The sequence below is a fragment of the Methylobacter sp. BBA5.1 genome, from assembly GCF_000746145.1.
GTDB lineage: Bacteria > Pseudomonadota > Gammaproteobacteria > Methylococcales > Methylomonadaceae > Methylobacter > Methylobacter marinus.
Genome location: NZ_JQKS01000004.1, coordinates 171,045 through 195,704 on the forward strand (window position 1 = coordinate 171,045; position 24,660 = coordinate 195,704).

A 24,660-nucleotide genomic window follows, 5' to 3' on the forward strand; every position below is an offset into this window, starting at 1 on the left:
CGTCATAACAAGGCTAACTGAGTACTAGGGACACTTTGTTAAATCGATCTAACTTCAACTGGCCGCGTAACATCAGTTATAAAATATCCGGGTTAGGAACGCGCATAAAATAACTTCCTCAAGTGCGCACCTACAATTCCCTGATTTATTCCATGCCCATTACTTAGCTAAAACAACGCCGGCTCAGGGTGATGACATGTTAAATTAGCCACCTGAAAAAACACTTAAACCGCACATAATAATGGACATTATCTTCAAAGAATACGCCCGGGTCGTCTGGCAGAAAAAATGGTTTTTCCTGTTGGCCCTGTTCGCCTTGAGCTGCGCGGTCGTGCTGGATTTATCGGCGCCCCTTTATTATAAAAATATCGCCAACGGGCTGGCGGCGCCTTACTCCGATGCAACCCTGGCCCTGCTGCTGGACAACCTGAAGACGATTATGGTGATTTACGCCGGCGTCTGGCTGTCATGGCGCCTGCTGGAAGTCGCGATTGTGCCGCTCGACGGCGGCGGCGTCAATCTGTTGGAAAAACGCTGCTTCGAGGTGCTGAAAAAACAGAAATACGCTTTTTTCGAGAACAGCTTTTCAGGCAGCCTGATCAAGCAGGCCAACCGCTTCTCGCGGTCTTTTGAAATCATCATGGACTGGTTCCTGTTCCAGTTCTTCATGAATATCGTCGCGGTCGTGATCTCGTTCGCGATCTTCTTCCGGCAGCAACCCCGATTCGCGTTTTATTTCCTGATCTGGGTGGTGCTGTTTATCACCTGGAACATCGCCTATTCGATCTGGAAACTGCGCTTCGACAAGGCCGTGGCCCAGGCCGACTCCAAAGTCGGCGGCGCCTATTCCGACGCCATCGGCAATATCTTCATCGTCAAAAGCTTCGCCCTGGAAGCCCAGGAACAGGACCAGGTCAACCGGGCCTCGGATATTGTCTACCGCAAAAAGAAAATCGCCTGGCTACTGATGTTCATCTCCTTTGCCGTGCAAGGCCTGATGACTTTCGCCATCGAGCTGCTGCTGGTTTACCTGATGATCGGGAAATGGCAGACCGGCGACTTTCAGGTCGGCGAATTCGTGCTGTTTCAATCGATCATGCTCATGCTGATCCAGCGTTTGTGGGAGTTCGGGCGCAATTTCCGCAATTTTTTCACGGCGCTGGCCGATGCCACCGAAATGACCGAGGTGTTCAGGCTGCGGGACTTTGAAACCGATGCCGACGATGCCCGCCCGCTGAAGATCACTAAAGGCGCCATCCGCTTCGACAACATCGACTTCAGCTATAATCCGTCGAATGCCGAACAGTCAAAGCTGTTCGAGCACTTTTCGCTGTCCATCAAGGCCGGCGAAAAAGTCGCGCTGGTCGGCCCGTCCGGTTCCGGCAAATCCTCATTGACCAAACTGCTGTTTCGCTTTCTCGACCCGCAGCAGGGCAATCTGTTTTTCGACGACATGCCGGCCAAGGCCTTCACCCTGGCGGCTTTGCGCCGGCAGATCTCGATGGTCCCGCAACAGCCGGAGCTGTTCCACCGCTCGGTACGGGACAATATCACGCTGGGCGCCGATATCCCGGAAGCACGGCTGATCGATGCCGCGCGCAAGTCGCGCTGCCTGGAATTCATCGAAAAGCTCCCGGAACAGTTCGACACGCTGGTCGGCGAGCGCGGCGTCAAACTGTCCGGCGGCGAAAGACAGCGCATCGCCGTGGCCCGCGCCTTTCTGGAAAACGCCCCCATCGTCGTGCTGGACGAAGCCACCAGCGCGCTCGATTCACTGACCGAAAAACAGATCCAGGTGGCTATTTTTGAGCTGATCAAGGACAAGACCGCCATCGTGATCGCGCACCGGCTGTCCACGATATTGAACATGGACCGCATCATCGTGCTGGATAAAGGCCGCATCATCGAGCAAGGCACGCACCAGCAACTGCTTGACCGGAAAGGCAAGTATTACGCCATGTGGCAGCATCAGCGCGGGGATTTTCTGGGGGAATGATCGGCCGACACCTGCCGGGCCAGGATTCATGCCATGGTCGAATTCCGGCCTGACCGCGTCGGGTATGAAAACCATGAACGGGATGCCCCAAAGCTACCTGAAAAATACAGTAGGGTACGAGACTGTGAAAGAATTCATTTTTAGTCCAAATGAGTAAATAACCACACGCGCGCGTTCCCTGGTTCCCATGCTCCTGAGACTGTGAAAGTATTCAATTTAAAGGATTTAACCACGAAGGACACGAACGCCTCCAAGGATGGAGGCGGTAGAATTGCGTCTGGAACAGCAATCGAGAGCACGAAGTTTTAAACTATTGATTAACCCAATTTTTTCTTCGTGTCCTTCGTGATCTTCGTGGTGAATAAGGCTTTTTATGACGTTTTTCACTAATTCTTTCACACTCTCTCCTGCGTGGGAACCCATACCGGTGCTCAGTTCCGCTGCGGTCTGCATTCCCATTTATGCCCTTCAGGGAGCGTGGGAACGAGGAAATGCCCTGTCGATCAGTGAATGACTTGTTTTCATGGCGACGCATGTCTGAAGGTAATGTTTCCGACTAATGAATAAACGCTCTAACGACAGCCGGACGGAGCGGTTGCCCGTCCGAAACGTTTTGCGCGAATTCAAGCCAGGAACAGCCCGGCGATTGTTTCCGGGTTGGAAGGAAAATAAAAGTGCAGATAAGACGCTGTTGCCGAACCTACCCGATAAACCGCTTCACCGCCATGCCCGTTAACCGTTTGTGCCTGGGCGATGGCGGATAACGGCGTTTGCAAGGTCGAGTAATGAAAGGTATGGCCGCGAACGATCTGTCCATCAAGCTCAGCCAGCTGCGAGCCGATCGCGGAAAGTTTGCCCTGCATGACGGCCACGCCCGGCATCACGCCCAGCATCTCGTGCCGCCGTCCTTCAACGTCCAGCAGCGCTTCCGTCAGATACATCATGCCGCCGCATTCGGCCAACAGCGGTTTTGCCTGGGCGATATGCGCCTGAATGTCCGCGCGCGGCCGGTTATTGCCCGCCAGGGTATCGGCGTAAAGTTCCGGATAACCGCCCGGCAGGTAAACCGCATCCGCGTCCGGCAATGCGTCATCGGCCAGCGGCGAAAAGAACTTCAGCCGGGCGCCCATATCGCGCAAACAATCGAGATTTTGCTGATACAGAAAACAAAACGCTCGATCGCGCGCCACGGCAATGGTTTTGCCCTGCAGCAAAGGCTCGGGCTTCGGCGAGCGGGCCGGCGCGGCGAACGCAATAACGGGCGGCAACTTGGCCAGCCAGGTTTCGCCGATCGCATCGGCCAGTTGATCGAGGCGCCCGGCTATATCGGCAATTTCATCGGCCAGCTGCAAACCCAGATGGCGTCCCGGCAGGCTGGCTTGCGGATTGCGCGGCAGACTGGCCAACTGTAGCCCCGCCGGCAGGCCGGTGCGCAACAGATCGGCATGGCGCGCCGACGCGACACGGTTGGCGACGGCTCCGGCAACCGTCAACGAGGGGCGGAATGTCGCCAGCCCATGCAGCACCGCCGCAAATGTCTGCGCCATCGCCGCCGCATCGATCACCGGCAAAACCGGCAAGCCAAATAGCTCGGCCAGATCGGCGCTGCTCGGTTCGCCATCGAACAAGCCCATGACGCCTTCCACCAGAATCAGATCGGATTCGGCCGCGGCGTCATAAAGCAATTGCCGGCAATGCTCGCTGCCCATGATCCAGCTGTCCAGATTGTAGACGGCCTGCCCCGAGGCCGCCGCCAGCAGTGTGGGATCGATAAAATCCGGCCCGGTTTTAAAACAGCGCACGCGCAAGCCGTTACGGCTGTGAAAACGCGCCAGCGCCGCAGTCACCGAGGTTTTGCCGTGCCCGGAAGCCGGGGCGGTTACCAGCAGCGCCGGGCAGCTTACGCTGTTAGTCTTCATGACAGGCCGGCCCCTGATGGAAAACCAGCTCGGACACCGGTTCGCCGCCGATCAGGTGTTGTTGAATGATGCGCTCGAGATTGGCCTCGTTGACCTGGTAATACCAGACGCCGTCCGGCTGCACGCAGACGATCGGCCCCGCCTTGCAGGTGGCGAAACACGACACCCGGGTGCGCTTGACCCGCAACGCGCCCTGATCCAGTCCCGCGGCCTTGAATTTGGCGCCCAGGCTTTCGAACAGCGCTTGCGACTCGCCGTTCAGCGTGCAGCGCGGGCCGGTGCAGACCAGCAAATGGCGTTTGTAGTCGCCCATTTTGGGCTTTTCCGGCAGCACCGTATCATTCATCGCTTGTCGCCTCTTCGGTTTCAACATCTTCAATGGCCGCAATGGCCCGACCATAGTGTTCGCAGGCGTCGCGATAAGCGTTCAGCGCGGCGGCATCGAAGGTCTCGCCTGCCTTGATCAGCAACAGGGAAAACACCACCGCGCCGTACCCGTCAACGAAATAGACGCCATGCTGTCTGTCGCCCTGGCTTAGAAACCAGGCGCTAACGATGCGCTGCCTGTCGACATGCAGATGGCAATGCTCGTTGGTCATATTCAGCCAGTCCCCGCGCCGGGTGAAGTCCCTGGCATCCAGCAACAATTCGGCCACCGCGCCGGCCTCGCTGCGGATCACGGCCCGCAGCCGCCCCCAATCATTGGCGGCGTTCAGCACGGCATCGACCTGTTCCGCGTCAATCCGGCGCGCCTGCCGATCGCCCGCCTCGTCGCCGGGCCGGGCCGCGGCAATGGCGGCCAGCATTTCATCCAGCGGCGCGTCGAAATGCGCGGCCGCCTCGCGCGGCGTGGCCGCCGGATTTTCGCGCAAATATTTGCGCACGCAGGCATGCCAGCCGGTCAGCCCCATGCTCAGCGAGCGGCCGGCCTGTTCGCCGGTTTTCGCGTCGCCGGTCAGGTTGTCGTATTTGTTGGCATAACCGCGCGGGGTGATCATCAGGCCCTCGCGGGCGAACGTGCTGCTGTTGCCGATCAGTACCGTGCACAGCATGCCGATCTCGCAATCGGCCATCTGCGCCAGCGTGGTCATCTGGATCGCCTGACGCTGGCGATAGCCGGACTTGATGATGGCGACCGGCGTTTCCGGGCCGCGATGCCGCAGCAGGATGCGCTGCGCCTCGACAATCTGTCCGGTGCGCCGGCCGCTTTTGGGATTGTACAGCGCCACGACGAAATCGCCGCGCGCGGCCGCTTCCAGGCGCCTGGCGATGGTCGGCCAGGGAGTGAGCAGATCCGACAGCGAGATCGAGCAAAAATCATGCGTCAGCGGTGCGCCGACCAGCGCGGCGCAGGCATTCAGGGCCGTGGCGCCGGGGATTACCTCCACCGTGATGCCGCTGTCCGGCGTCCAGCCGGCCTGCAGCAGCACTTCGTAAGTCGGCCCGGCCATACCGTAAACGCCGATGTCGCCGGATGAAATCAAGGCCACGGTTTTGCCCAGCATGGCCTGATCGTAGGCTTCGATGCAGCGGTCGATCTCTTCGGTCATGCCCTTGCGGATCACTTCCTTGCCTTCCAGCAGCTCCTGCACCAGCTTGATGTAAGTGGAATAGCCGATCACCACATCGGCCTCGGCGATGGCGGCACGGGCCCGGTAGGTCATGTGTTCCGGAGCGCCGGGGCCGAAGCCCACCAACAGAATTTTGCCTTTGTTCATGCGTTGTTCTCTTTCATGCTTGCGATTGAAACCGTGGCGTTCTTGCCGTCCTCGCCGCGGTATTTGTGTTTTTCCAGCCGCAGCGCGCGCATGTCGGCGCCTGCCGCCAGCAATGCCGCCGCCTCCGCGACGGCTGGCGTACCCATATACTTGCGCACGGTTTCGGAAGGATTGGGCACCGGCACCTGCGCCAGTTGCTGCGCGGTAAAAAAATACAGCGGCCAGGCGCGTTCGGCGGCCAGTTGCAGGATGGCCGCCTCGTCGTTTTTCCTGTCGATGCTGGCTGCGCCCGCGACGGCGGATTGATCCAGTCCGGCCAGGGCCAGCGCCTGTTCGACGGCCGCGCGCAGGGTAGCTAAAGACGTGTTGCGGTCACAGCCGAGTCCCAGCATGACTTTCATCAGTCCTGCCCCAGCGGCGGCCGGTAGACCACCAAACGCTCGGCGAGCTGCTGCCACTGTGCCGGGGCGATGTCTCGGCGGGTCACCCAGAGCACGGCTTTGAACCGGGACAAATCCACCGCCTCGAAACGTTCGAACAGATGAATATTGGCCGGCAGCGGCGTGGGCCGCGTCCACCAGTTTTTGGCCCCCGCTTCCTGCACGAAAGCGATGGGTTCTTCGTTGACCACGTGCGCCGAGACGCGGGTGATGTTGAGTTTCGGCGCCTCGACCTGCCAGCCCAGCTCGCGTCCGAGAATATCCACCGGGATGGTCTTGCCGACATCCGAGGCCGTGGTCAGCACCGCGTCCGCGCCCAGCAACGCGGCCACCTGCTCGGCGAAGGCATTGGCGCCGCCGACGTGGCCTGACAATACCGGAATCGCATAGCGCGCGGCATCGTCCACGACCACGACGCCGGGGTCTTCATCCTTGGATTTCAGATGCGGGGCGATCAGCCGCACCACGGCGCCGAGCGAGATAAACAGCACCAGCTGGTCGTAGCGCGCGAACAGACCGCCCATATTGGCGCTCAGCGCGCCGGGCAGCACTTCGACAGGATTGCTGAGGGCGGGCAGGCCGGACGCGAATTTTTCCGATACCGTCAGACAGGCATCGGGCAATTGCACGGCCAGGCGCAGGGCCTGGGCTAAGCCGTGCTTGGTAATCGCGACCAGCGCGATACGGGGTTGTGAGGGAGTGGTCATTGAGCCTCTTCGGTGGGTTCGGATGTTTTTTTGCGGCAGCCGCGGATCATTTCGCCGCGCTGACGGCCCGGGTTGCGCACCAGCAGCAGGGACAGATAGTTGACCTTTTGTCCGCGCAAGTTCAGCACGTCGCGTTCGATGCGCTCCTGCGGCGTGCCGGCCTTCTCGACAAAAGCGGTATCGGCCAATAGCGCCCGTCGTTCCAGCAGATCGAGAATATCATCCAGCAAGGGTTTTACCTTCAGCAACACCAGCGTGTCGAAGTCATTGAGCAGACGCTCGATCATGGCGATGCCGTAACTGGCCGGAATAATCGCCACGGTTTCGTCGGTGTCGGCCAGCGGCATGGCCACGCGCGCGGCGGCGGCATTAAACGACGGCACGCCGGGGATCGTTTCGATCATGATGCTTTCGTCCAGCGCGCGCACGGTGCGGGCCAGATGGCCGAAGGTCGAATAGGTGGAGGCGTCGCCCTCGACCAGAAACAGCACGTCCTGACCGGCATGCAGATGAGTCAGCACCGTTTCGGCGGCTCGCAGCCAGTAGCCGGCCAGGATGCCGGCATCGTGGGTCATCGGGAAAATCAGCGGCGAATGCGCGTCAGGCAGCGTCAAGCCCGCGCGCAGGGCAATTTGCAGCGCATGGCTTTCGGCGTCCTTGCGCCGCACCGGGTAGGCCCAGTGCGCGTCGGTCCGCTGCAATAAGGCCCAGACGCGCCGGGTAATCAGGTCCGGATCGCCGGGACCGAGCGAGGCGCCGAACAGTCGGCCGGTTTTGGGTGTATTCATGTGTTTTGTTCCGAGGTTTGCTCGCTGGACTGAGCTATGGCGCACCTGCGCCGGCTTTGCGCACTGATTTTCAGGCGCATTAAATGATTATGCATTGTCCGGGCCGCCCTCGCCGCGCTCGGCGCAGACAATCCAGATCGGGTTTTCCGCCTGCATGCGGTGCATGTCCAAAATGGGTTTGCTGCGCGCGGCTTGCAGCTGCAGCACATCCCATTGCGCGCAGGCCGCTTTCAGCGCTTCCACCGCTGTGGACAGATTTTCCAGAGTGGCGAAATTCATCACCAGCTGGCCGCCCGGGCGCAGCCTCCGCAGGCAAAGAGCGATCAGTTCGCGCAGCTCGCCGCCGGAACCGCCGATGAACACCGCGTCCGGGTCGGGCCAGTTTTCCAGCCCGACCGGCGCGCGGCCATGCAGCAGCGTATAATTGCTGACCCGCAGACTGGCCCGGTTACTCAGGGCGATCGCGGCATCGGCCTCGTTCTTCTCGATGGCATAGACATGGCCCCGCGGGCACAATCTGGCCGCCTCCAGCCCGACCGCGCCGGAACCGGCGCCGATGTCCCACACGATGCTGTCCGGCAATAAGGCCATCCGCGCCAGCGACACCGCCCGCACTTCGCGTTTGGTGATCAATCCCTTGTCGGGCTTGCGCTGGTTGAAACGCTCGTCGGGCAGGCCGAACATGGCTTCGCGCGCGGCAGGCCGGCGGCGGCGCAACAGGACGATATTGGGATCGGCGAAGCGGCGGCCGGCGGCCTCGTCGATCGCCAGCCAGTCGGAAATCCGCTCGCTGTCCCGCAATAGGCATTCCGCCACCGCCATTTCGAATTCGTCCGCCAGCGACTCGACCCGCAACATGCGGGCGATGCGGTCCGGGCTGTTTTCCGGGCTGGTGAAGACGGCCGTCAGATCGGACTGGCGCAGCACGGACAGCAACGGGTACAGGCCGTGGTCCGGCGTGGCGCCGATGCTCCACTCGCCGACGTCGCGGTTGTGCACCGAGCCGATACGCACCGCCTGCCAGGGCAGTCCCAGCCGGGCACAGGCCAGCTGCAGCGTGGACAGATTAGGCGTTATCGCCACGCCTTCACGCCCGAGCTTGCCGATCAGAAAACTGGCGATGCCGTGGCATAAGGGATCGCCGGTCGCCAGCACAACGACCTGTCCGCCGGCCTCGCGCGCCGCCTTTATCCACAGGGGAACCTGCGGCAGATGGCCGGTCAGGTCCCGACGCTCGGCATCGGCGCTGATTTCATCGGCGAATAACGCTAGCGTGCGGCGGGCGCCAATCACCAGGTCGGCGGCGCGCAGTTGCGCCAGCGCTTCCGGCGTTAAGCCGGCGACGCCGTTGTCCAATACGCCGATAATCCGGCAAGGGTGGGTCATCTCAAACATCTCCTTCAACTTCGGCCAGTTTATTGCCGTCAAAGTCGCACATCAGCACCCGCAGGCGGAATTTGCCGGTGTAGCGGTGGCTCAAGGTGGCGATGACCCGCCGACCCAGGGCCGTATAAAATTCGCCAATCAGCCCCAGCGCTTCCATGCGCTCGCTGGCGTAGCGGGCCATTTCCGATTGCCTGATATCGGCGCAGACGTCAGCCGGAGCACCGATCTCGGCGGCAAGTTCCGCCAGCAAATCGGTGTCCACGGCGCTACGGTTGGCGTGCGTGATGGTTTCACCCTGGGCGATCTTGGTCAGCTTGCCGACCATGCCGCCGATCACTATCTGTCGGATTCCGCATGCGACGGCGGTATCGAGCGCGTATTTCAAAAAGTCGCCCATCTGCACGAAACACGCCGGCGCCAGATCGGGCAATGCCTGCATGGCAAATTTTTCCGTGCGCCCGCCCGTCGTCAGCACCACGGTATCCTGGCCCTGGCTGGCGGCCACTTCGATGCCCTGGATGACGCTGGCCCGGAACGCCGCCGTGGAATACGGATGGACAATGCCTGTAGTGCCGAGTATGGAAATGCCGCCGATAATGCCGAGGCGGTAATTGAGCGTTTTTTTCGCCATGTCTTCGCCGCCGGGCACGGAAATGGTCAGCTCAAGGCCTGCCCGCTCCAGCAAGGCGCCGGCCGCACTGCGCACATTGGCTTCGATGTTACGCCGCGGCACCGGATTGATGGCCGGCCCGCCTACCTCCAGGCCCAGGCCCTGCATGGTGATCATGCCGATGCCTTCGCCGCCTTTCAGCAGCACCACACCGGGCGCGTCCGGCAATAGCCGCGCATCGGCGGTCAACGGCGCCTTGTCGGTGACATCGGGATCATCGCCGGCATCCTTGATAACGACAGCGTGCGCCGCACTGCGGTCGCAGCGCCCGTCGCGGACTGCAAAGCGCACCCGCTGGCCGTTGGGCAAGTCGCAATCGACCGCCTCGGGCACCGCGCCGTCCACCAGGCCCAGCACCGCCGCCCGCGCCGCCGCGGCGGAGCAGGCGCCGGTGGTGTAGCCTTTGCGGGTGCCTTTGGCTTTTTTTTCCATGCGCGAGATCAGCCGGCCGCTTTTTGCCGCGCTTCGGCCAGCGCCAGCAAGGCGTGGATCGCGGCCACTACCAGGGTGGAGCCGCCTTTGCGCCCGTCAATGACCATCCAGGGCACCGCGTCAATTTCGCTCAGTACCGCTTTGGATTCGGCGGCGGAAACGAACCCCACCGGCATGCCGATCACCAGCGCGGGTTTGATCTGCCCGTCGTTGATCATGCGCACCACTTCCAGCAGCGCGGTCGGCGCATTGCCGACCGCGACGATGCCGCCGTCCAGCAAATTCAGCCGCTGCGCCTTGCGCATGGCCTGCACGGCACGGGTGCTGTTTTCAGCTTTGGCCTGGGCGATCACATCCTCATCGGCGATGAATTGATGCGTGGCGACGCCAAAGTGATCCAGGCGCGGTTTGGACAAGCCCACGCAGATCATTTCCACGTCGGCGACGATGGGCGCCCCCCGAATGATGGCCTGTAATCCGGCGGCCACCGCATCGGGATGGAAGCGGGTCAGGCCGTTGAATTCAAAATCCGCCGAGGCGTGGATCATGCGCCGCACGACTTGCCATTGCTGCTCGCTATAGCTGTGCGGACCGGCTTCGTTGTCGACGATGGCAAACGAATCGTGTTCGATCCGGCGGCCGGCGTCGGTAAGCTGTTCGGTGACGATATTGTTCATGGTATAACCTGTTATGCGTGATGGTGACCGTGGTGGCCGTGATCGGCGGCGAATTCGCGGTATTTGCAGCCGTCGCACTCCATCATGACCGGGGGCTGCGTATGAGCGGCTTGATCGATGCGCCGTTCCAGCAAGGCGTATATTTCGTCCTCAAACCCCAGATAGTCGCCCTGGGCAAAACGGATGCGCGGATATTGGCTCTGCAAGCCCGCCATCTGACGATGGATGCGCTCGATCAGCGTACCGGTAAACAGATAGTACGGCAGCACCACAATCTGCCGCATTTCCAGCCTGGCCTGGCGTTGCACCATCGATTCCAGGCGCGGATGGGTGATGCCGGTAAAGGCAATATCGACCATCGGGTGCTCGCCGTCTTCGTACAGCCAGCGCGCCATTTTGGCCACTTCGCCGTTGGCGACCCGGTCCGAAGAGCCGCGTCCCAGCAGAATGACGCCGGTGTTACGCGGGTCGGGCATGTCCAGGCTGGTCATGGCTTTGCGCAGATTGCGCTTGAGAATAGCCAGAATGTCCTCGCTGGCGCCCAGGTGGCGGCAATAGATAAACTCAACCTCCGGATGCCGCAGCCGGGCATGCTCGATATGCTCGGGGATCTCCATCTTGACGTGGCCGGCGGCATTGAGGATCAACGGCACCACGACGACCTGCCCCCCGTGCCGGGCCGCGCGATCCAGACCTTCGTCAATCAGCACTTCGGCAAATTCGATAAAGCAGACTTCCAGGCGCCGTTGCGGTTGGCGGGCACGCCATTGATCGGCAAAGGCCTCGACTTCGAGATTGCCGGACGTCTCGCGCGAGCCGTGTCCGATCAATAAAATGGTTTGCTGATTCATATCCTGTCTCATGGTTTGACGGCCTTGCGGAAACGATGCGAAAACCCGGCATCGTAGAGTTTTGAATGCCGGATCTCCGGCCAATGGCGGGCGCCCAGTGCCGGGCTGGCGATGATCATCGCCTGGCTGTTGATCTTTTCGGCGCGGCATTTGTCGCGAATGTCCTTAAGCGTGCCGCGGACGATCTTTTCTTCATCCGGCCAGCTGGCTTTTTGCACCACCAGGATCGGCGCTTGTTCGTCCCAGCCTGCGGCAAGCAAAGCCCGTTGCACATCCGACAGCAGGGTGATGGATAAAAAGATGCATAGCGTGGTGTGATGCGAAGCCAGGGATTCCAGATCCTCTCCGGCCGGCATCGGCGTGCGTCCGGCCACACGGGTGAGGATCACCGTCTGCGTCACCTCGGGCAGGGTCAGCGTTTCGCCGGCCGCGGCGGCGGAAGCCATCGCCGAAGACACGCCCGGCACTACGGCCCAGGGAATGCCCGCCGCATCGAGCGGCTGTACCATTTCGACCAGTGCGCCATACAGCCCGGGATCGCCGGTTTGCAACCGTACCACGGTTTTATGCTGCCGCGCCTGCTCTATCAACCAGCCGGTAATTTCCTCCAGGGTCATGTCTTTCGAGTCGCGGACCAGGCAGGTAGCCGGGGCGTAAAGGGTAGCGGCCTCATTGACCAGGGAGCCGGCGTAGAGCACGGCGCCGGCCTGCCGCAGCAGGCGCTGGCCTTTGACGGTAATGAGCTCCGGGTCGCCGGGGCCTGCGCCGACGAACCAGACCTGGCCAGTGGCGCCTTCGGTGTTATTGGAAAGAGTCATTCGCTTCTGCCTTGCAAACGGTTAAAGATCAGTGCCGAGAGCACGCCCAATACCATCCAGAACGCCGCGTTACTGAGCGCGCTGGCCCAGCGGAACTGGTTTTGCAACAGCGCCGGCGCCAGGCTTTCATCCACTTCAGGCTGCGGCGCACCCAGCAGATGCGGTATCAGCAACAGCAGCACGCCGGCCATCCTTAGCGGCCAGTTGTCCTGTAGAAAAACCAGCCCAAGCCCGCCCGCGGTCGCCACCACCGTACCCAGCCACCAGTATTGCCTTACCATCAGATCCGCGGCTGTCGTGCCCGGCAGGTCCGGCGGCAGCCCTATGGCCGGGGCGGCAAAAAATACCGCGTAGCCGGCCAATCCCCAGGCCAGGCCCCGCCCTATTCCAGGCGGCTTTCGCAGTGAGTAAGCCCCCGTCAGCATCAGCGCAAAGCCGATGGCCATCACTATATTGCTGCCGGCCGTTGATAAGGTCCGCTGCCAGCCGTCTTCCGGTTGCCAGGCCAGTTCATCGAGCCCAGGGTCGATAGCATGCTCATGATGAACCGCTTCAGCGGCAACTTCATAGGTTTCGGCCTGAAGAATCAACGGCGTCACCCAGAAAATCTGCAGCATGGACAGCAGCAGCGCCGCGACAATACCGGCCGGTAGCGCGGAAAATACAATATGTTTGAACGTGCCGGGCATCAGTGGCAAGGAAAGCCGGTAGCGTGGCGGGTATCGTGGGTCGCGTTATGCACTTCGGCAATCGGGGCAAAGCCAACGACCAGCAGTAGGGCAAAGCCCAGTATAATCGTTGACAAAGCGGGAATCAGGCGTGTGGTTGCCTGGCGAAGCGTCTGGCTTGAATGGGTTTCAGCAAGCATGTCGGGTTTCCTAATAAAGTAAGGGATGGGAGCCGACTGCTATCTTGGGAAAACACGTACGCGTAATACAGCCCGGGCTGCGTCACTGGCATACGGCTCCCCTCCGGAGTCGGTGTCCTTCATATGATCAGGCCGGCCTTCTGGCTTGCCGTCATCTGTATCGACCCGCCTTCCCGTTCCTAACGTACAGTGGCATAGAGGTGATACATCAGGCTTACAGCAGCGGGGGCTGCGCCGGATTTGACTGAGCCTGAGGCCAATCGCACCGGACTTTCCGTTTCACCCTGGCGCGCGGACCGCGCGCCAGGGCACCTAATCATTGCGGCAAGTATAAACCAATCCGATTGAAAACTGAATCTGGCGCGCTGACACAAACGCTGACGGCTGTCGAATGCTGGGTCAGCGATAACGGCGCGGGTATTCCCGAAGATCGCCTCACCGTCATCTTCGACAAGCTGGAAACCGATCCGGAAAAAGAGGGAGAGTAAGCAAGGCATCGGCTCGACCTTCCGGTTCACGCTTCCCGGCCAGACGCATTAGCGGCGCCGGTCTGAAGGATCTTGCTAATCAGGCCGTGGCGGTGTTAGTCTTGCCGGCTCTATTCACTCGAAACCAGCCAAACCGATGAATTTCCATGCCTCAGTCCTGCGAAACCGTCATCCAGGGGTGTACTTAAGCTGATGGCCCCGATTGTCGGCATACTGCTGGCCGCCGGCGCCAGCCGGCGCTTTGGCGCCGACAAACTGAGCCATCCGTTACCCGATGGCGACTTGGTAGCAGTACGCGCCTGCCGCAACCTGCTGGCCGGCACCGATGCGGTGCTGGCGGTGGTCCGACCCGGCGGCGAGGCATTGGCGGCCCGGCTACGGGCCGAAGGCGCGGCGGTTCAGATCTGCGCCGATGCCGATCAAGGGATGGGCGCGAGCCTGGCCTGTGGCGTTCGCGCCCGACCGGAAGCCGCGGGCTGGCTGGTCGCGCTGGCGGACATGCCGTGGATAGCGCCCGCGACCATCCAAAGCGTGGCCGATGCGCTACGCTCGGGCGCCCGGATCGCGGCGCCGTACTGGCAAGGCCGGCGCGGGCATCCGGTAGGCTTTTCGCCGGTCTTGGGCCCGAACCTGGCGGCATTGAACGGCGACACCGGCGCGAAAACGGTGATTCAGGCCCATCTGGAACAGCTCCGCCTTGTCGTCTGCGATGATCCGGGCGTACTTCGGGACATCGACAGACCGGAGGATTTGGACATCCGGACAATAATGGGGGCATCATCATGAGCCGGGACCTTCTCAACCTTCAGCTGGAACTGCACGAAGCACGCCGCCCTTATGCGCTGGCCACGGTAGTGGAAATACTGGGCTCATCCTCGGCCAAACCGGCCTCCAAGGCGCTGATCGACCTGTCGGGCAAGGTGATTGCCGGCTGGGTGGGCGGCGGCTGCGCGCAGTCCATGGTGTCCAGTGCGGCGCTTGAGTGCCTTGATACAGGAGCCCCCCGCGTGATCGAAATTGACCTGAATGATGAAGTGTTCGGCGCCGGCATGCCTTGCGGCGGCAGCATGCGCGTGTATGTCGAACCGGTCTTGCCCAAGCCCCTGCTCTGGCTGATGGGACACGGGCGCATCGTGGAAAGCCTTTGCGAATTCGCCCAGCGCTTAGGCTTCGATGTGATCGTCAACGACCCGCAGGCCACCGTCGAGCGCTTTCCCACGGCTCTGCGCGTGATCAGCGACGACAGCCGCTATCAGCAATTGCAGCCGCAAACGGGCGATTTCGTGGTCATCGCCACGCATCACAAGGGCGATTACGACTCCCTGACCCGTGCGCTGCAATCGGAAGCCTTGTATATATCGCTGGTCGCCAGCCGCAAGCGCGCGAATCTGGTACTGGAGCGATTGCGCCAAGAGGGCTGCCCCGAGACCCGCCTCGCCAGGGTACGGGCGCCTGCCGGACTGAACCTGGGCGCGAAGCTGCCGGAAGAGATCGCCTTGTCCATCGTCAGCGAAATGGTGCTGGTAAGGCGGGGCGGCTGCGGCGAGCCATTGAGCAAAACACTGCCGGCGACGGACTAAGTAACAGACGGATTCCGCCACAAGCTGCCGGGTAGGCGCCTTTACGGGCCGATGAAGCCTGTGTAGAATTCCGGCCAACACGCAGCCGATACCTAAGGCCGGCACCTTGCATTTTTAACGACTCGAGGGAGAAATGCCCCATGACCACGCTCAATATCAACGGCAAGCCCCATCAGGTCGACTTGCCGGCGGACACCCCCCTGCTCTGGGCCCTGCGCGACCATCTGGGCCTGACCGGCACCAAGTTCGGTTGCGGCATGGCTTTGTGCGGCGCCTGCACGGTGCATCTCGACGGTGAACCCACGCGCGCCTGCGTGACGCCCATCTCGGCCGCCATCGACAAAAAAATCGTTACCATCGAAGCCATCGACCAGGATGCGACCGGGAAGAAAGTCCAGGAGGCTTGGCTGGCGCTAGGCGTGCCGCAATGCGGTTATTGCCAGCCCGGCCAGGTCATGGCGGCCACGGCCCTGCTCAAACAAAAACCCCAACCCACCGATGCCGATATCGATGCGGCCATGAGCGGCAATATCTGCCGGTGCGGCACCTATCCCCGCATACGCGCAGCCATCAAACAGGCTGCCGGGCTGAAGGAGGTCAAGTCATGAAAAAACCGCTGGATCGCCCCGAATTGGATGAACTGCACATCGTCAACATCAGCCGCCGCACCTTTCTCAAGGAGCTGGCGCTCACCGGATTCGTATTGGCCGCCGGTTTTCCCCTGCTGAGCGAGGCTGACGAAACCGCTCCGCACACAGACGAGGCGAAGTATGGCGCCGACGCCATGCCGCACGGCTGGGTGGACAACCCGCTGGTATTCGTCGCGATAGCCGACGATGGCGCGGTCACTATCGTCTGCCACCGCTCGGAAATGGGACAGGGCATACGTACCAGCCTGCCCATGGTCGTGGCCGACGAACTCGAAGCCGACTGGCAACGCGTGCGCGTCGAGCAGGCGCCCGGCGACGAAGTGCGCTACGGCAACCAGGATACCGACGGCTCCCGCAGCATGCGCCATTTTTTCCTGCCCATGCGCCGGGTCGGCGCGGCGGCCCGCGCCATGCTGGAATCGGCGGCGGCCGCGCAATGGCAAGTGCCGGTCCAGGAAGTCCGCACCGAGCAGCACCAGGTCCGTCATCCCGCGACCGGCAGAACACTCGGCTACGGTCAGCTGGCCCAGGCGGCGGCAAAACTGCCGGTGCCTGACCGCGACAGTTTGCGCCTGAAGAAACCTTCGGAGTTCCGCTACATCAGCAAGGGCCGGGTCGGCCTCTACGACGGGCAGGATATGATCAAGGGCCAGGGACAGTATGGCATCGATGTCCGCCTCGAGGGCATGTTGTACGCGGTGATAGCCCGTCCGCCCGTATACGGCGGCAAGGCCTTGAGCTACGATGCCGGCGAGGCCCTTAAAGTACCGGGCGTGGTGCGCGTCATCGAGCTCAAGGGCAGTCCGCCGCCCGCCGATTACAACCCGCTCGGCGGCATAGCCGTGATCGCCCGCAATACCTGGGCGGCCATTCAGGGGCGCGAGGCACTCAAGATCGAATGGGACAAGGGTCCTCACGGCAGCTATGATTCGGCGGCTTACCGGGCCGAGCTCGAGGCCGCCGCGCGCCAACCGGGCAAAGTGGTACGCAACAGCGGCGACGTCGATGCCGCGTTGCAAGGCGCGGCCAAACGGGTGTCGGCCGAATACTACCTCCCGCATCTCGCCCAGGCGCCGATGGAGCCGCCGGCAGCGACGGCCCGCATCGTCAACGGCCAGTGCGAAGTCTGGAGCTGCACGCAGGCCCCGCAGGTGTCGCGGGAGCGCGTGGCCAAATGGCTCAAGCTGCCGGAAGACAAAGTCACGGTATACGTCACCCTGCTGGGCGGCGCTTTCGGACGCAAATCCAAACCCGACTACATTATCGAGGCGGCGCTATTGTCGCAGGCCATGGACGGCCAGCCGGTCAAGCTGACCTGGACTCGCGAGGATGACCTGCATCATTCTTATTTCCACACGGTTTCAGTCGAGCGACTGGAGGCGGGACTGGATGCCCGGGGCAAGCCGGTAGCCTGGCTGCACAGAACGGTGGCGCCCACCATTTCATCCACCTTCGCGCCTGACAGCAAACATCAGATGACGGCCGAACTCGGCATGGGCGTCATCAATGTGCCTTTCGCGATCCCCAATCTGCGGGTCGAAAACCCCGAGGCCGAGGCGCATACCCGCATCGGCTGGTTTCGTTCGGTGTCCAACATCCCGCATGCCTTCGCCATTCAGTCTTTCGTCGCCGAACTGGCCGCGGAGGCAGGCCTCGATCCCAAGGATTACCTGCTGGACCTGATCGGTCCGCCTCGCCGTATCGATCCGCGTACCCTTGAAGATACCTGGAACCAGGGCGAATCGCCCGAAGTGTACCCGGTGGACACCGGGCGTCTGCGCCGTGTGACTGAAACCGCCGCGCGCGAGGCCGGCTGGGGACGCACTCTGCCCAAGGGCCGGGGATTGGGCATCGCCGCCCATTACAGCTTCGTCACTTACGTGGCTGTCGTGGTGGAAGCCGCCATCGGCGAGGACGGCAGCCTGAGCATTCCCAGAGTCGACGTGGCCGTGGACTGCGGCCCCCAGGTCAATCCGGAACGCATCCGTTCACAAATCGAGGGCGCCTGCATCATGGGCGTCAGTCTGGCTACGCTGGGCGAGATCAGCTTCAAGGACGGCGCGGTGGTACAGGATAACTTCCACACTTACGAACTCACTCGCATGGATGATGCGCCCCGCGAAATTCGGGTACATTTGCTGCCGGCTACCGACTTCGATACGCCGCTCGGCGGGGTGGGCGAACCGGGCGTACCACCTATTGCCCCGGCATTGTGCAACGCGATTTTTGCCGCGACCGGCCAGCGCATCCGGCAACTACCCATCCGGGATCAGTTGAGGAAAGACTGAACGCTTCTTTCAGCATTGCCGCGATTTAATCGCTCCCTATCCTGCCGGCTGGCACGCGTTTTCATGCCTGCGCTGCCGGCAGGTCCTGTCTTTGACGTCTCAATTCCGGCCATACCGGTTGCGTTGTTCGCAACGCAGGCGGCCACGCCACAGCTAGACCGTAATGATACGGATGGCAATTCGGCCGGAAACATGAATAATCATTGCAAAGATAGCGGAAATCTTACCTGGATCAGTGTCAATGATTCACCATGCATCGACCCGATCTGTCCTCTGCCTGGTATGTCATCGGCAGCCGATTACTCAGCATATTAGGGATGGATAATTTTCACACTCACAGATAAGGAGGACTACCCATGCATGTTCAACCGCCTGAGAGTGACCACCCGCCAGGAACTTTCTGCGAAAGAACGGCGGAAGCAATCAAATCCTTGAAGCAAGAGATCGAAACCAAGACGCGCGAAATTGAAAACCAGAAACAGCAACTTACTGGGCTGCAAGCCCAGCACAATCCAGATGCTGACCGCATCCTGGAGCTCAAGAGTTCAGTACAAGAGTTGGAGGATGAACTGGAAACGGACCGGGAGGAACTTACCGTGCTCGAGGAAGAATTTAATGCGGAATGCTTGCCGTAAAGTCTGGCCGCATTGCCAAATTTCCAGAGCATGGCAGTTTGAACCATCTGTTATAGACCACCCTGTAAAATCAAGAATACCCCAATGAATCATGGTGTTTTTTATCTGTTGATCGATAGTGATTATGGAAAACTTGTTTGATCGAAAAAACGCCCCGGACGATTCTATAAGCCGGTAGGGGTGGATTAGCCTGAATATTTCACCACGAAGGACACGAAGGATTTTCAATTCAATTACTTGCAAATATTTCATAATGAGCTCATGAAGTTATCTGTGAGAAATGATAATGCCATGATTTTCTTCGTGTTCTTCGTGTTCTCTGTGGTTTCATGAAATATCCGGGTTAGGCTAAAAATAACCTCCGCAATCCCTTCAGGTTAATGCTGTCTCCATGGGAGCGATGCCTTTATGCCCTTTGGGTATAACATCGCGATCTAAAATCGCCCGGCAAGTCGCGATGTAGGCATCGCTCCCACCCATTGTGACCCGCATTTAAAACCATGCCATTATTCAATGCCGAGTCCTGAGAGCGGCTTTGAAAGGCTGGATGAACAATGCCCGGCACGGCGGACGGCATAACCGTCTGTCTATGCGTAACATCGGATATTGGGGCTTTTTTCCAGCCGCGACTGACCGCACTCGGCCAATGGTTATTTAACGCCCCTCGCCTCCATCCGCGCCAAACCCGGCATCGAACAGAGCCTCATCAGGTCCCGCCAGCCATGACGATCGCGCGATCGAGCGCGTCAATGAATGGCCGAGCAAAATGCCGGCCGCCGGGCCGTCTCGACCTATCCCAACGCGTGGAAGTTACCATGTCGCGCTATGTCCGGCTATAATACAGGCACTCGATCCCGCAACGCGTGCTCGGCCATATCATATCAGTCCAAACCTTGCAAAACCGGCGCAAAAAACGTCCGGAATTGCTTAATAAACGCGTTTGTAATCAGACGGGACTTGATATTTTCCTAACCCCGAAATCTTGTCAAATGCACATAGGAGCAGCCGCAGGATGACTGCCGAACTTTTTATTTACTCTGTCATTCAGTTACTTGGAACCGCCGGCGCATTCTTTCTTGCCTATCGGTCTTTCCAGAAACGCCGGATTCAGCTAGGCGATGAGCCGACACTGCCCCAATATTTTTCCCGCAGAACCACCTACTGGATAGGGATCGCGACGTACTGCACGTTTATCGCGGCATCTTACTTGTTGCTCACCTCGCGGTGGCTGCCCTTGGAACCGCTGGTGACGCTCATCGTGAAGAGCATCCGCTCGCGGGATTTGACCAGCCTGCTGAACGGACTGGACGGAAACACGATCATTCCTTTGATTGCCGCCGGACTGTTTCTTTTTTTTATCGCCTGGGAAAACAAATTTAACCCCATACTGATTTTAAGGGACAGCATCCACGACGCTTTCGCGATTCCGACCAAAGCGGTAGAAGTCTATAACGCGTTAATCACGTCGAGATTATCGGCGGTCGACGACAGCCTGAAGAGCCAAATCGCCAATCGTCTGCTGGCGCCGAGCATTGACCCGGGCGATTTCGAAAAATCCAGCGCCACGGTCGAATACAAATGGGCGCATAACTGCCTGCTTTTCGACCAGATACAGAGCTACGCCAACCAGTCATCGTTTCGGCGTTTTTTTAACGAACCGTCGCTCAAATGGGGTGAAATCTGTATCTCCTACAACGCGATGTCCGAGAAAGTCATCGTCTGGAGAGAATCGGAACCTCACTACACCAAGACAGTAAACCTGATCAAGGAACTGGACCACCTGACCGGCCTGCTCTGTCGTCTGCTCGCCTCACTGGTCGTGTTCGGGAGCGCAAGCGAAAATGATATCTGGACAACCGTGAAGCAACTCGGCGGCAACGTCCACGAGGCTCGCCTTAAACATACTTATAAATATATTCTGCAATTCATGGCCGCCACTTCCATCGGGGTCATACTGGGCCGGGAGACTTCGGTGGCGCTGCACAATGCCTTCCTGTTTCCCGATGAACCGCTGGCGCACTTCGACGGCAACACCCTCCGCTGGATCGCCTATGTGATTCCGATGTATGTCCTGCCGATAGCGCTGGTCTTTATTTCACGAACGCTCGCCTTCAGGCAGCAACAGGAACATTCCGATCAAAATTATGGCTTCTATATGGCCATGATGATAATGGGGTTCATTGTCAGTACCACGGTATCGACGCTTGTTCTCGAGTTGACTTTCTACCGCAGGGAATCGTTCGATTTTCTGGAAAGCTTCATACAGCATATGCGCTGGGGAATCCTGCCGGCACTCATGTGCGGTTTTGTGGCTTATCGAATGGACACGCCGGTAAGCGATTCAGAAGCCCCGGGTAAACTCATTATGGCTGCCGGCTTGCGTTTTCTCGGCTGGGGATCGGTCGCCGTCATTATCATGCTGTATGCGACCGACGACATGACCGTGCCGGAGCCCAACCTGCGTTTCACCATTGTTGGCACGTCCTTTTTCGTGATCGGTCTGTTGGGAGCGGCTGCCCGTTTCAAAACGGCGAGGCCTGATGATTAGGATTAGCCGTTTCATGCTTGTGGTTGCATTCCGGAAAGGCGTCATCTGATGTGATGCAGCGCTGTAGGGTCGAATTGACTTGCCTGCCAAATTGACAACTGATTTCAGTATCACGGGCAGTCATTCACAAGTAGCTTAAAATCGGGGCCGATGTGCGTCACAATTGTTCTGCATATCGGCCCCGCTGATGTTGACGTTGATTCGCTAAAAGGCCGTCGATACCCTATCCCTTAATGCACAGTACCTGCTTCAAGGTATGAACGACTTCCACCAGGTCGCTTTGATTCGCCATGACGGTATCAATGTCCTTATAGGCGCCGGGCAGCTCATCCAGAATGCCCTTGTCCTTTCGGCACTCCACGCCTGCGGTTTGCTCCTCGGCATGGCGTTCGCTGAATTGCTGCTTGGCGGCGTTGCGGCTCATACGCCGGCCCGCGCCGTGCGAGCAGGAACAGAATGACTGGACATTGCCTTTACCGCGCACGATATAGGATTTGTCCCCCATGCTCCCGGGAATGATCCCCAATTCGCCTTCTCCGGCACGAATCGCCCCTTTGCGCGTCACCCAAACCCAAGCATCGAAATGCCGCTCACGCGTCACATAATTGTGATGACAATTCACGGCTTCCTTGGTGATGCCGAACTTGGGCAGTTTTTTACGCAAAGCCTCGACAATTAAATACATCATCTCGCGCCGGTTGGCCTCTGCATAATCCTGCGCCCAAGCCACGGCTTGCAGATAATCGTCGTAGTGCTCCGCGCCCTCGCTGAAGTAGGCCAGGTCCTTGTCCGGCAGATGATGCAGATGCCGTCCCATATCCTTGCGCGCCAATGCGATAAAGTATTCACCGATGGAATTGCCTATGCCGCGGCTGCCGGAATGCAACATCACCCAGACGTCTTGATTTTCATCCAGGCATAACTCGATGAAATGATTGCCGCCGCCCAGGGTGCCGATTTGGCGTATCCAGGTCTGATACGGCTTTTTCTGCATGGCATACAGCTTGGGATGCTTTTGCAAGATCGCGTGCATGCCGCCGGACAAGGCGCGTATGGTCGATTCCCGAGCCCTGTCCTGTTTATGCATCGCAAAACCGACCGGAATGGCCGACTCGATATGCAAACGCAGGCTGCGCAGATTATCCGGCAAGTCCTTGGCTTTGATCGACAACCTCAATGCATTCATGCCGCAACCGATATCGACGCCGACGGCCGCCGGAATGATCGCGCCAAGAGTTGGAATCACCGAACCGACAGTCGCGCCTTTGCCCAGATGCACATCCGGCATCACCGCGATATGACTATGCACAAACGGCATTTGCGATAAGTTATACAACTGCTGCATCGCCTCATGCTCGATATCGTCGGTATAAATTTTGACCGGGACCTTGCCTTTGGTCATGATGCGTTTTATCGGCATGGCACACCCTTCCCGGACAATCCGCCGACATATTCAAGGCTCAAGAGCGGCATACGCTTGCGGTGGAAATTACGCGCCAGTTCGGTGCGCAGCCAGGATTGGCCGCCTGCTAACGCATGCTCTACTTGAGAATCCGGATCTGATCCGTAAACATCGGTCAGTACGATATGCAAAAGCCGGCCGTTATCGAGCAAATCGACCGATACGATACGCAAATCACGCAGCAACGGATTCGCGGCTTCACTCGCCAAAATCAATGGCAGGATTCTTTCCGCTTCCCGGCAAATCCGCCTGTCCTGATGTAATGATGAGCGTGTTTTCCGTCCGCGCTTTTCCAGACGCGGATCGATACCATCTTCGGCACGCCACTGCGCACATAGCTGCGCGGCAACGTCCCGCCAACGGTTTGATGTATTCATAAATAACTCCCAATGCCGTGTAAAACGAGGGCAAAACAAAGCCCGCAACGCCACGGCGTCGATTAAAAAGATGAGTGATTTGGGAGCCCGGTCCGTACGAACCGAAAGAAGTGTTACCGGCGGGAAACGGACGCGAGGCTCAAGCATGCTGCAATATCGGACATCGACTGGGCCTCCTATGGTTGATGGTTAACGAAGCGCCGCATTTTATACGTTAGCGGGAGTTTGTCAAGTTTCGGATAAAAACACGTTGGAAATGCTGTTCTCTTGCGATAAGCATTGGCAAAAACCGGGCTTTTTGTTCATTTGTATTAAGAACTGATGTTACGCAATAGTTAATTATTGGCAGGCACTCCACCTTGCCACCTATCAGTTTAAGGTAAAATAATGCCCTTAGGTGACTTTGATCTGAAGAAAACCATGGGGTCTCAAAAAAGATTAGCGGAAGAAGTGCAGCGAGGGCTTGGCGATGCCTTGACGAAACTGCGTAAGTGGTAAGTTGCGCAAACAATTAGATACACAATGTGTATCTAATATGCTAGGATCAGCAGGTTAAAATTTTTCAACGAGGTTGCCATGCCTAATAACCAAACGACGACTGATGCACAAACCCAGGCCGTTAATCTGCGCGTTCGCAGCGACATTCGTTCATTGATCGACCGGGCGGCAAAGTCTCAAGGCAAGACTCGCTCCGAGTTCATGATCGATGCTGCACGGCGCGCCGCGGAAGAATCCTTGCTCGATCAAACACTGGTGCGGGTTGACCACAAAACCTATGATTATTTTCTGGAAGTTCTCGACCGACCGCCAAGCGGCGATGGCTTTGAACGGCTGATGTCCGCTAAAAAGCCCTGGCAGGAATAATGCTAACCGCACCGGTTCTACTTTCGACCGAACATCAGCTTGACGACTTTGCCTGCGGTGTCGATAGCCTGGATGACTGGCTCAAGCGGTGGGCCTACCCAAACCAGATCAGCGGCGCATCGCGTACCTATGTCGTAGCCGAAGGAAAAAGAATTGTCGGCTATTACTGCCTTGCCTCCGGTGCGCTGGCGCTGAACCATGCACCGGCCTCGCTGTGCCGCAATATGCCGGATCCCGTGCCTATCGCCGTTCTCGGCCGTCTTGCCGTCGACCAATCCTGGCAAGGCCGCGGCGTCGGCGTTGCTCTGCTGCAAGACGCCGTGCTGCGCACGATACAAGCAAGCGATATTCTTGGCATACGCGGCCTTCTGGTGCATGTCCTGTCCGTTGAAGCCAAGGCTTTCTATGAACACCATGGCTTTGTGGCTTCGCCAACGCAACCGATGACATTGATTTTGTCGTTAAAGCGAAAAGCTCCGGGCTACGGCAAAAAATGAA

Annotated in this window: 26 protein-coding genes and 1 riboswitch; of the genes, 10 read left to right on the forward strand and 16 right to left on the reverse strand. The window is 59.3% G+C overall.

What is annotated here, in order from left to right; translation table 11 throughout:
* Nucleotides 1-241 precede the first annotated feature (241 nt).
* Entirely contained in the window at nucleotides 242-1,996 is a 1,755-nt protein-coding gene (locus EK22_RS03850) for an ABC transporter ATP-binding protein (RefSeq protein WP_036248217.1), read from the forward strand.
* A gap of 225 nt (nucleotides 1,997-2,221) precedes the next feature.
* Here EK22_RS03850 and EK22_RS24620 read toward each other — a convergent pair whose 3' ends face one another.
* The 14 genes from EK22_RS24620 to EK22_RS03920 form a co-directional block, all read right to left on the reverse strand.
* The gene (locus tag EK22_RS24620) at nucleotides 2,222-2,395 is read right to left on the reverse strand and encodes a hypothetical protein (RefSeq protein ID WP_161786372.1); all 174 of its coding nucleotides are present in this window, start codon (nucleotides 2,393-2,395) and stop codon (nucleotides 2,222-2,224) included.
* Nucleotides 2,396-2,619: 224 nt separating this feature from the next.
* On the reverse strand, nucleotides 2,620-3,915 hold the full coding sequence (locus tag EK22_RS03860; protein ID WP_036248223.1) for a cobyrinate a,c-diamide synthase: 1,296 nt from the start codon (nucleotides 3,913-3,915) through the stop codon (nucleotides 2,620-2,622).
* Nucleotides 3,905-4,261 carry a (2Fe-2S) ferredoxin domain-containing protein gene (locus tag EK22_RS03865; RefSeq protein WP_036248225.1) on the reverse strand — a complete coding sequence of 119 codons (357 nt, stop codon included), beginning with the start codon at nucleotides 4,259-4,261 and terminating at the stop codon, nucleotides 3,905-3,907. The genes EK22_RS03860 and EK22_RS03865 overlap by 11 nt, the downstream gene beginning before the upstream one ends.
* On the reverse strand, nucleotides 4,254-5,633 hold the full coding sequence (gene cobJ / locus EK22_RS03870; protein ID WP_036248227.1) for a precorrin-3B C(17)-methyltransferase: 1,380 nt from the start codon (nucleotides 5,631-5,633) through the stop codon (nucleotides 4,254-4,256). Before cobJ ends, EK22_RS03865 begins: the two co-directional genes overlap by 8 nt.
* Nucleotides 5,630-6,034 (reverse strand): cobalamin biosynthesis protein, encoded by a 405-nt coding sequence (locus EK22_RS03875; protein WP_020157666.1) that lies wholly within the window; start codon nucleotides 6,032-6,034, stop codon nucleotides 5,630-5,632. The genes cobJ and EK22_RS03875 overlap by 4 nt, the downstream gene beginning before the upstream one ends.
* A complete protein-coding gene (locus EK22_RS03880; protein ID WP_036248230.1) occupies nucleotides 6,034-6,780 on the reverse strand; it encodes a cobalamin biosynthesis central domain-containing protein in 747 nt (248 codons plus the stop codon). The genes EK22_RS03875 and EK22_RS03880 overlap by 1 nt, the downstream gene beginning before the upstream one ends.
* A complete protein-coding gene (cobI, locus tag EK22_RS03885) occupies nucleotides 6,777-7,568 on the reverse strand; it encodes a precorrin-2 C(20)-methyltransferase (protein WP_036248232.1) in 792 nt (263 codons plus the stop codon). The genes EK22_RS03880 and cobI overlap by 4 nt, the downstream gene beginning before the upstream one ends.
* Before the next feature lie 87 nt (nucleotides 7,569-7,655).
* Complete coding sequence (gene cbiE / locus EK22_RS03890) at nucleotides 7,656-8,963, reverse strand: precorrin-6y C5,15-methyltransferase (decarboxylating) subunit CbiE (protein ID WP_235209211.1); 1,308 nt, start codon at nucleotides 8,961-8,963, stop codon at nucleotides 7,656-7,658.
* Nucleotides 8,956-10,056 carry a cobalt-precorrin-5B (C(1))-methyltransferase gene (locus EK22_RS03895; RefSeq protein WP_036248234.1) on the reverse strand — a complete coding sequence of 367 codons (1,101 nt, stop codon included), beginning with the start codon at nucleotides 10,054-10,056 and terminating at the stop codon, nucleotides 8,956-8,958. The genes cbiE and EK22_RS03895 overlap by 8 nt, the downstream gene beginning before the upstream one ends.
* A gap of 8 nt (nucleotides 10,057-10,064) precedes the next feature.
* Nucleotides 10,065-10,733, reverse strand: a complete 669-nt coding sequence (locus tag EK22_RS03900) for a precorrin-8X methylmutase (RefSeq protein WP_036248237.1) — start codon at nucleotides 10,731-10,733, stop codon at nucleotides 10,065-10,067.
* An 11-nt stretch (nucleotides 10,734-10,744) separates the two neighbouring features.
* The gene (locus EK22_RS03905; protein WP_036248359.1) at nucleotides 10,745-11,584 is read right to left on the reverse strand and encodes a sirohydrochlorin chelatase; all 840 of its coding nucleotides are present in this window, start codon (nucleotides 11,582-11,584) and stop codon (nucleotides 10,745-10,747) included.
* 8 nt (nucleotides 11,585-11,592) lie between these two features.
* Nucleotides 11,593-12,402, reverse strand: a complete 810-nt coding sequence (gene cobM, locus EK22_RS03910) for a precorrin-4 C(11)-methyltransferase (protein WP_036248240.1) — start codon at nucleotides 12,400-12,402, stop codon at nucleotides 11,593-11,595.
* Nucleotides 12,399-13,091: a CbtA family protein gene (locus tag EK22_RS03915; protein ID WP_020157674.1), complete on the reverse strand. Its 693-nt coding sequence runs from the start codon at nucleotides 13,089-13,091 to the stop codon at nucleotides 12,399-12,401. The genes cobM and EK22_RS03915 overlap by 4 nt, the downstream gene beginning before the upstream one ends.
* Nucleotides 13,091-13,270 (reverse strand): CbtB domain-containing protein, encoded by a 180-nt coding sequence (locus EK22_RS03920; protein ID WP_036248243.1) that lies wholly within the window; start codon nucleotides 13,268-13,270, stop codon nucleotides 13,091-13,093. The genes EK22_RS03915 and EK22_RS03920 overlap by 1 nt, the downstream gene beginning before the upstream one ends.
* Before the next feature lie 112 nt (nucleotides 13,271-13,382).
* Nucleotides 13,383-13,601: riboswitch (cobalamin riboswitch) on the reverse strand.
* A 13-nt stretch (nucleotides 13,602-13,614) separates the two neighbouring features.
* Here EK22_RS03920 and EK22_RS24625 point away from each other — a divergent pair.
* The 7 genes from EK22_RS24625 to EK22_RS03955 all read left to right on the forward strand — a co-directional run bounded on the left by EK22_RS24625 (nucleotide 13,615) and on the right by EK22_RS03955 (nucleotide 21,459).
* Nucleotides 13,615-13,758, forward strand: coding sequence for a hypothetical protein (locus tag EK22_RS24625; protein ID WP_020157676.1), 144 nt, complete (start codon nucleotides 13,615-13,617; stop codon nucleotides 13,756-13,758).
* A gap of 192 nt (nucleotides 13,759-13,950) precedes the next feature.
* Nucleotides 13,951-14,544, forward strand: coding sequence for a nucleotidyltransferase family protein (locus tag EK22_RS03925; RefSeq protein WP_036248246.1), 594 nt, complete (start codon nucleotides 13,951-13,953; stop codon nucleotides 14,542-14,544).
* Complete coding sequence (locus EK22_RS03930; RefSeq protein ID WP_036248249.1) at nucleotides 14,541-15,338, forward strand: XdhC family protein; 798 nt, start codon at nucleotides 14,541-14,543, stop codon at nucleotides 15,336-15,338. The genes EK22_RS03925 and EK22_RS03930 overlap by 4 nt, the downstream gene beginning before the upstream one ends.
* Before the next feature lie 140 nt (nucleotides 15,339-15,478).
* Nucleotides 15,479-15,946 carry a (2Fe-2S)-binding protein gene (locus EK22_RS03935; RefSeq protein WP_036248251.1) on the forward strand — a complete coding sequence of 156 codons (468 nt, stop codon included), beginning with the start codon at nucleotides 15,479-15,481 and terminating at the stop codon, nucleotides 15,944-15,946.
* Nucleotides 15,943-18,276 carry a xanthine dehydrogenase family protein molybdopterin-binding subunit gene (locus EK22_RS03940; protein WP_036248253.1) on the forward strand — a complete coding sequence of 778 codons (2,334 nt, stop codon included), beginning with the start codon at nucleotides 15,943-15,945 and terminating at the stop codon, nucleotides 18,274-18,276. Before EK22_RS03935 ends, EK22_RS03940 begins: the two co-directional genes overlap by 4 nt.
* A gap of 356 nt (nucleotides 18,277-18,632) precedes the next feature.
* Entirely contained in the window at nucleotides 18,633-18,911 is a 279-nt protein-coding gene (locus tag EK22_RS03950; RefSeq protein ID WP_036248259.1) for a hypothetical protein, read from the forward strand.
* A gap of 1,012 nt (nucleotides 18,912-19,923) precedes the next feature.
* Entirely contained in the window at nucleotides 19,924-21,459 is a 1,536-nt protein-coding gene (locus tag EK22_RS03955; protein WP_036248263.1) for a hypothetical protein, read from the forward strand.
* A 223-nt stretch (nucleotides 21,460-21,682) separates the two neighbouring features.
* Here EK22_RS03955 and EK22_RS03960 read toward each other — a convergent pair whose 3' ends face one another.
* Both EK22_RS03960 and EK22_RS03965 read right to left on the reverse strand, forming a co-directional pair.
* Nucleotides 21,683-22,879 (reverse strand): RtcB family protein, encoded by a 1,197-nt coding sequence (locus tag EK22_RS03960; protein ID WP_036248266.1) that lies wholly within the window; start codon nucleotides 22,877-22,879, stop codon nucleotides 21,683-21,685.
* Nucleotides 22,870-23,298, reverse strand: coding sequence for a hypothetical protein (locus EK22_RS03965; RefSeq protein ID WP_036248268.1), 429 nt, complete (start codon nucleotides 23,296-23,298; stop codon nucleotides 22,870-22,872). Before EK22_RS03965 ends, EK22_RS03960 begins: the two co-directional genes overlap by 10 nt.
* A gap of 576 nt (nucleotides 23,299-23,874) precedes the next feature.
* On the opposite strand from EK22_RS03965, the gene EK22_RS03970 reads away from it, so the two are divergent.
* Together EK22_RS03970 and EK22_RS03975 are read left to right on the forward strand one after the other, a co-directional pair.
* Entirely contained in the window at nucleotides 23,875-24,162 is a 288-nt protein-coding gene (locus tag EK22_RS03970; RefSeq protein ID WP_020157687.1) for a type II toxin-antitoxin system TacA family antitoxin, read from the forward strand.
* Nucleotides 24,162-24,659, forward strand: coding sequence for a GNAT family N-acetyltransferase (locus EK22_RS03975; protein ID WP_036248270.1), 498 nt, complete (start codon nucleotides 24,162-24,164; stop codon nucleotides 24,657-24,659). Before EK22_RS03970 ends, EK22_RS03975 begins: the two co-directional genes overlap by 1 nt.
* The last annotated feature ends 1 nt before the right edge of the window (nucleotide 24,660 follow it).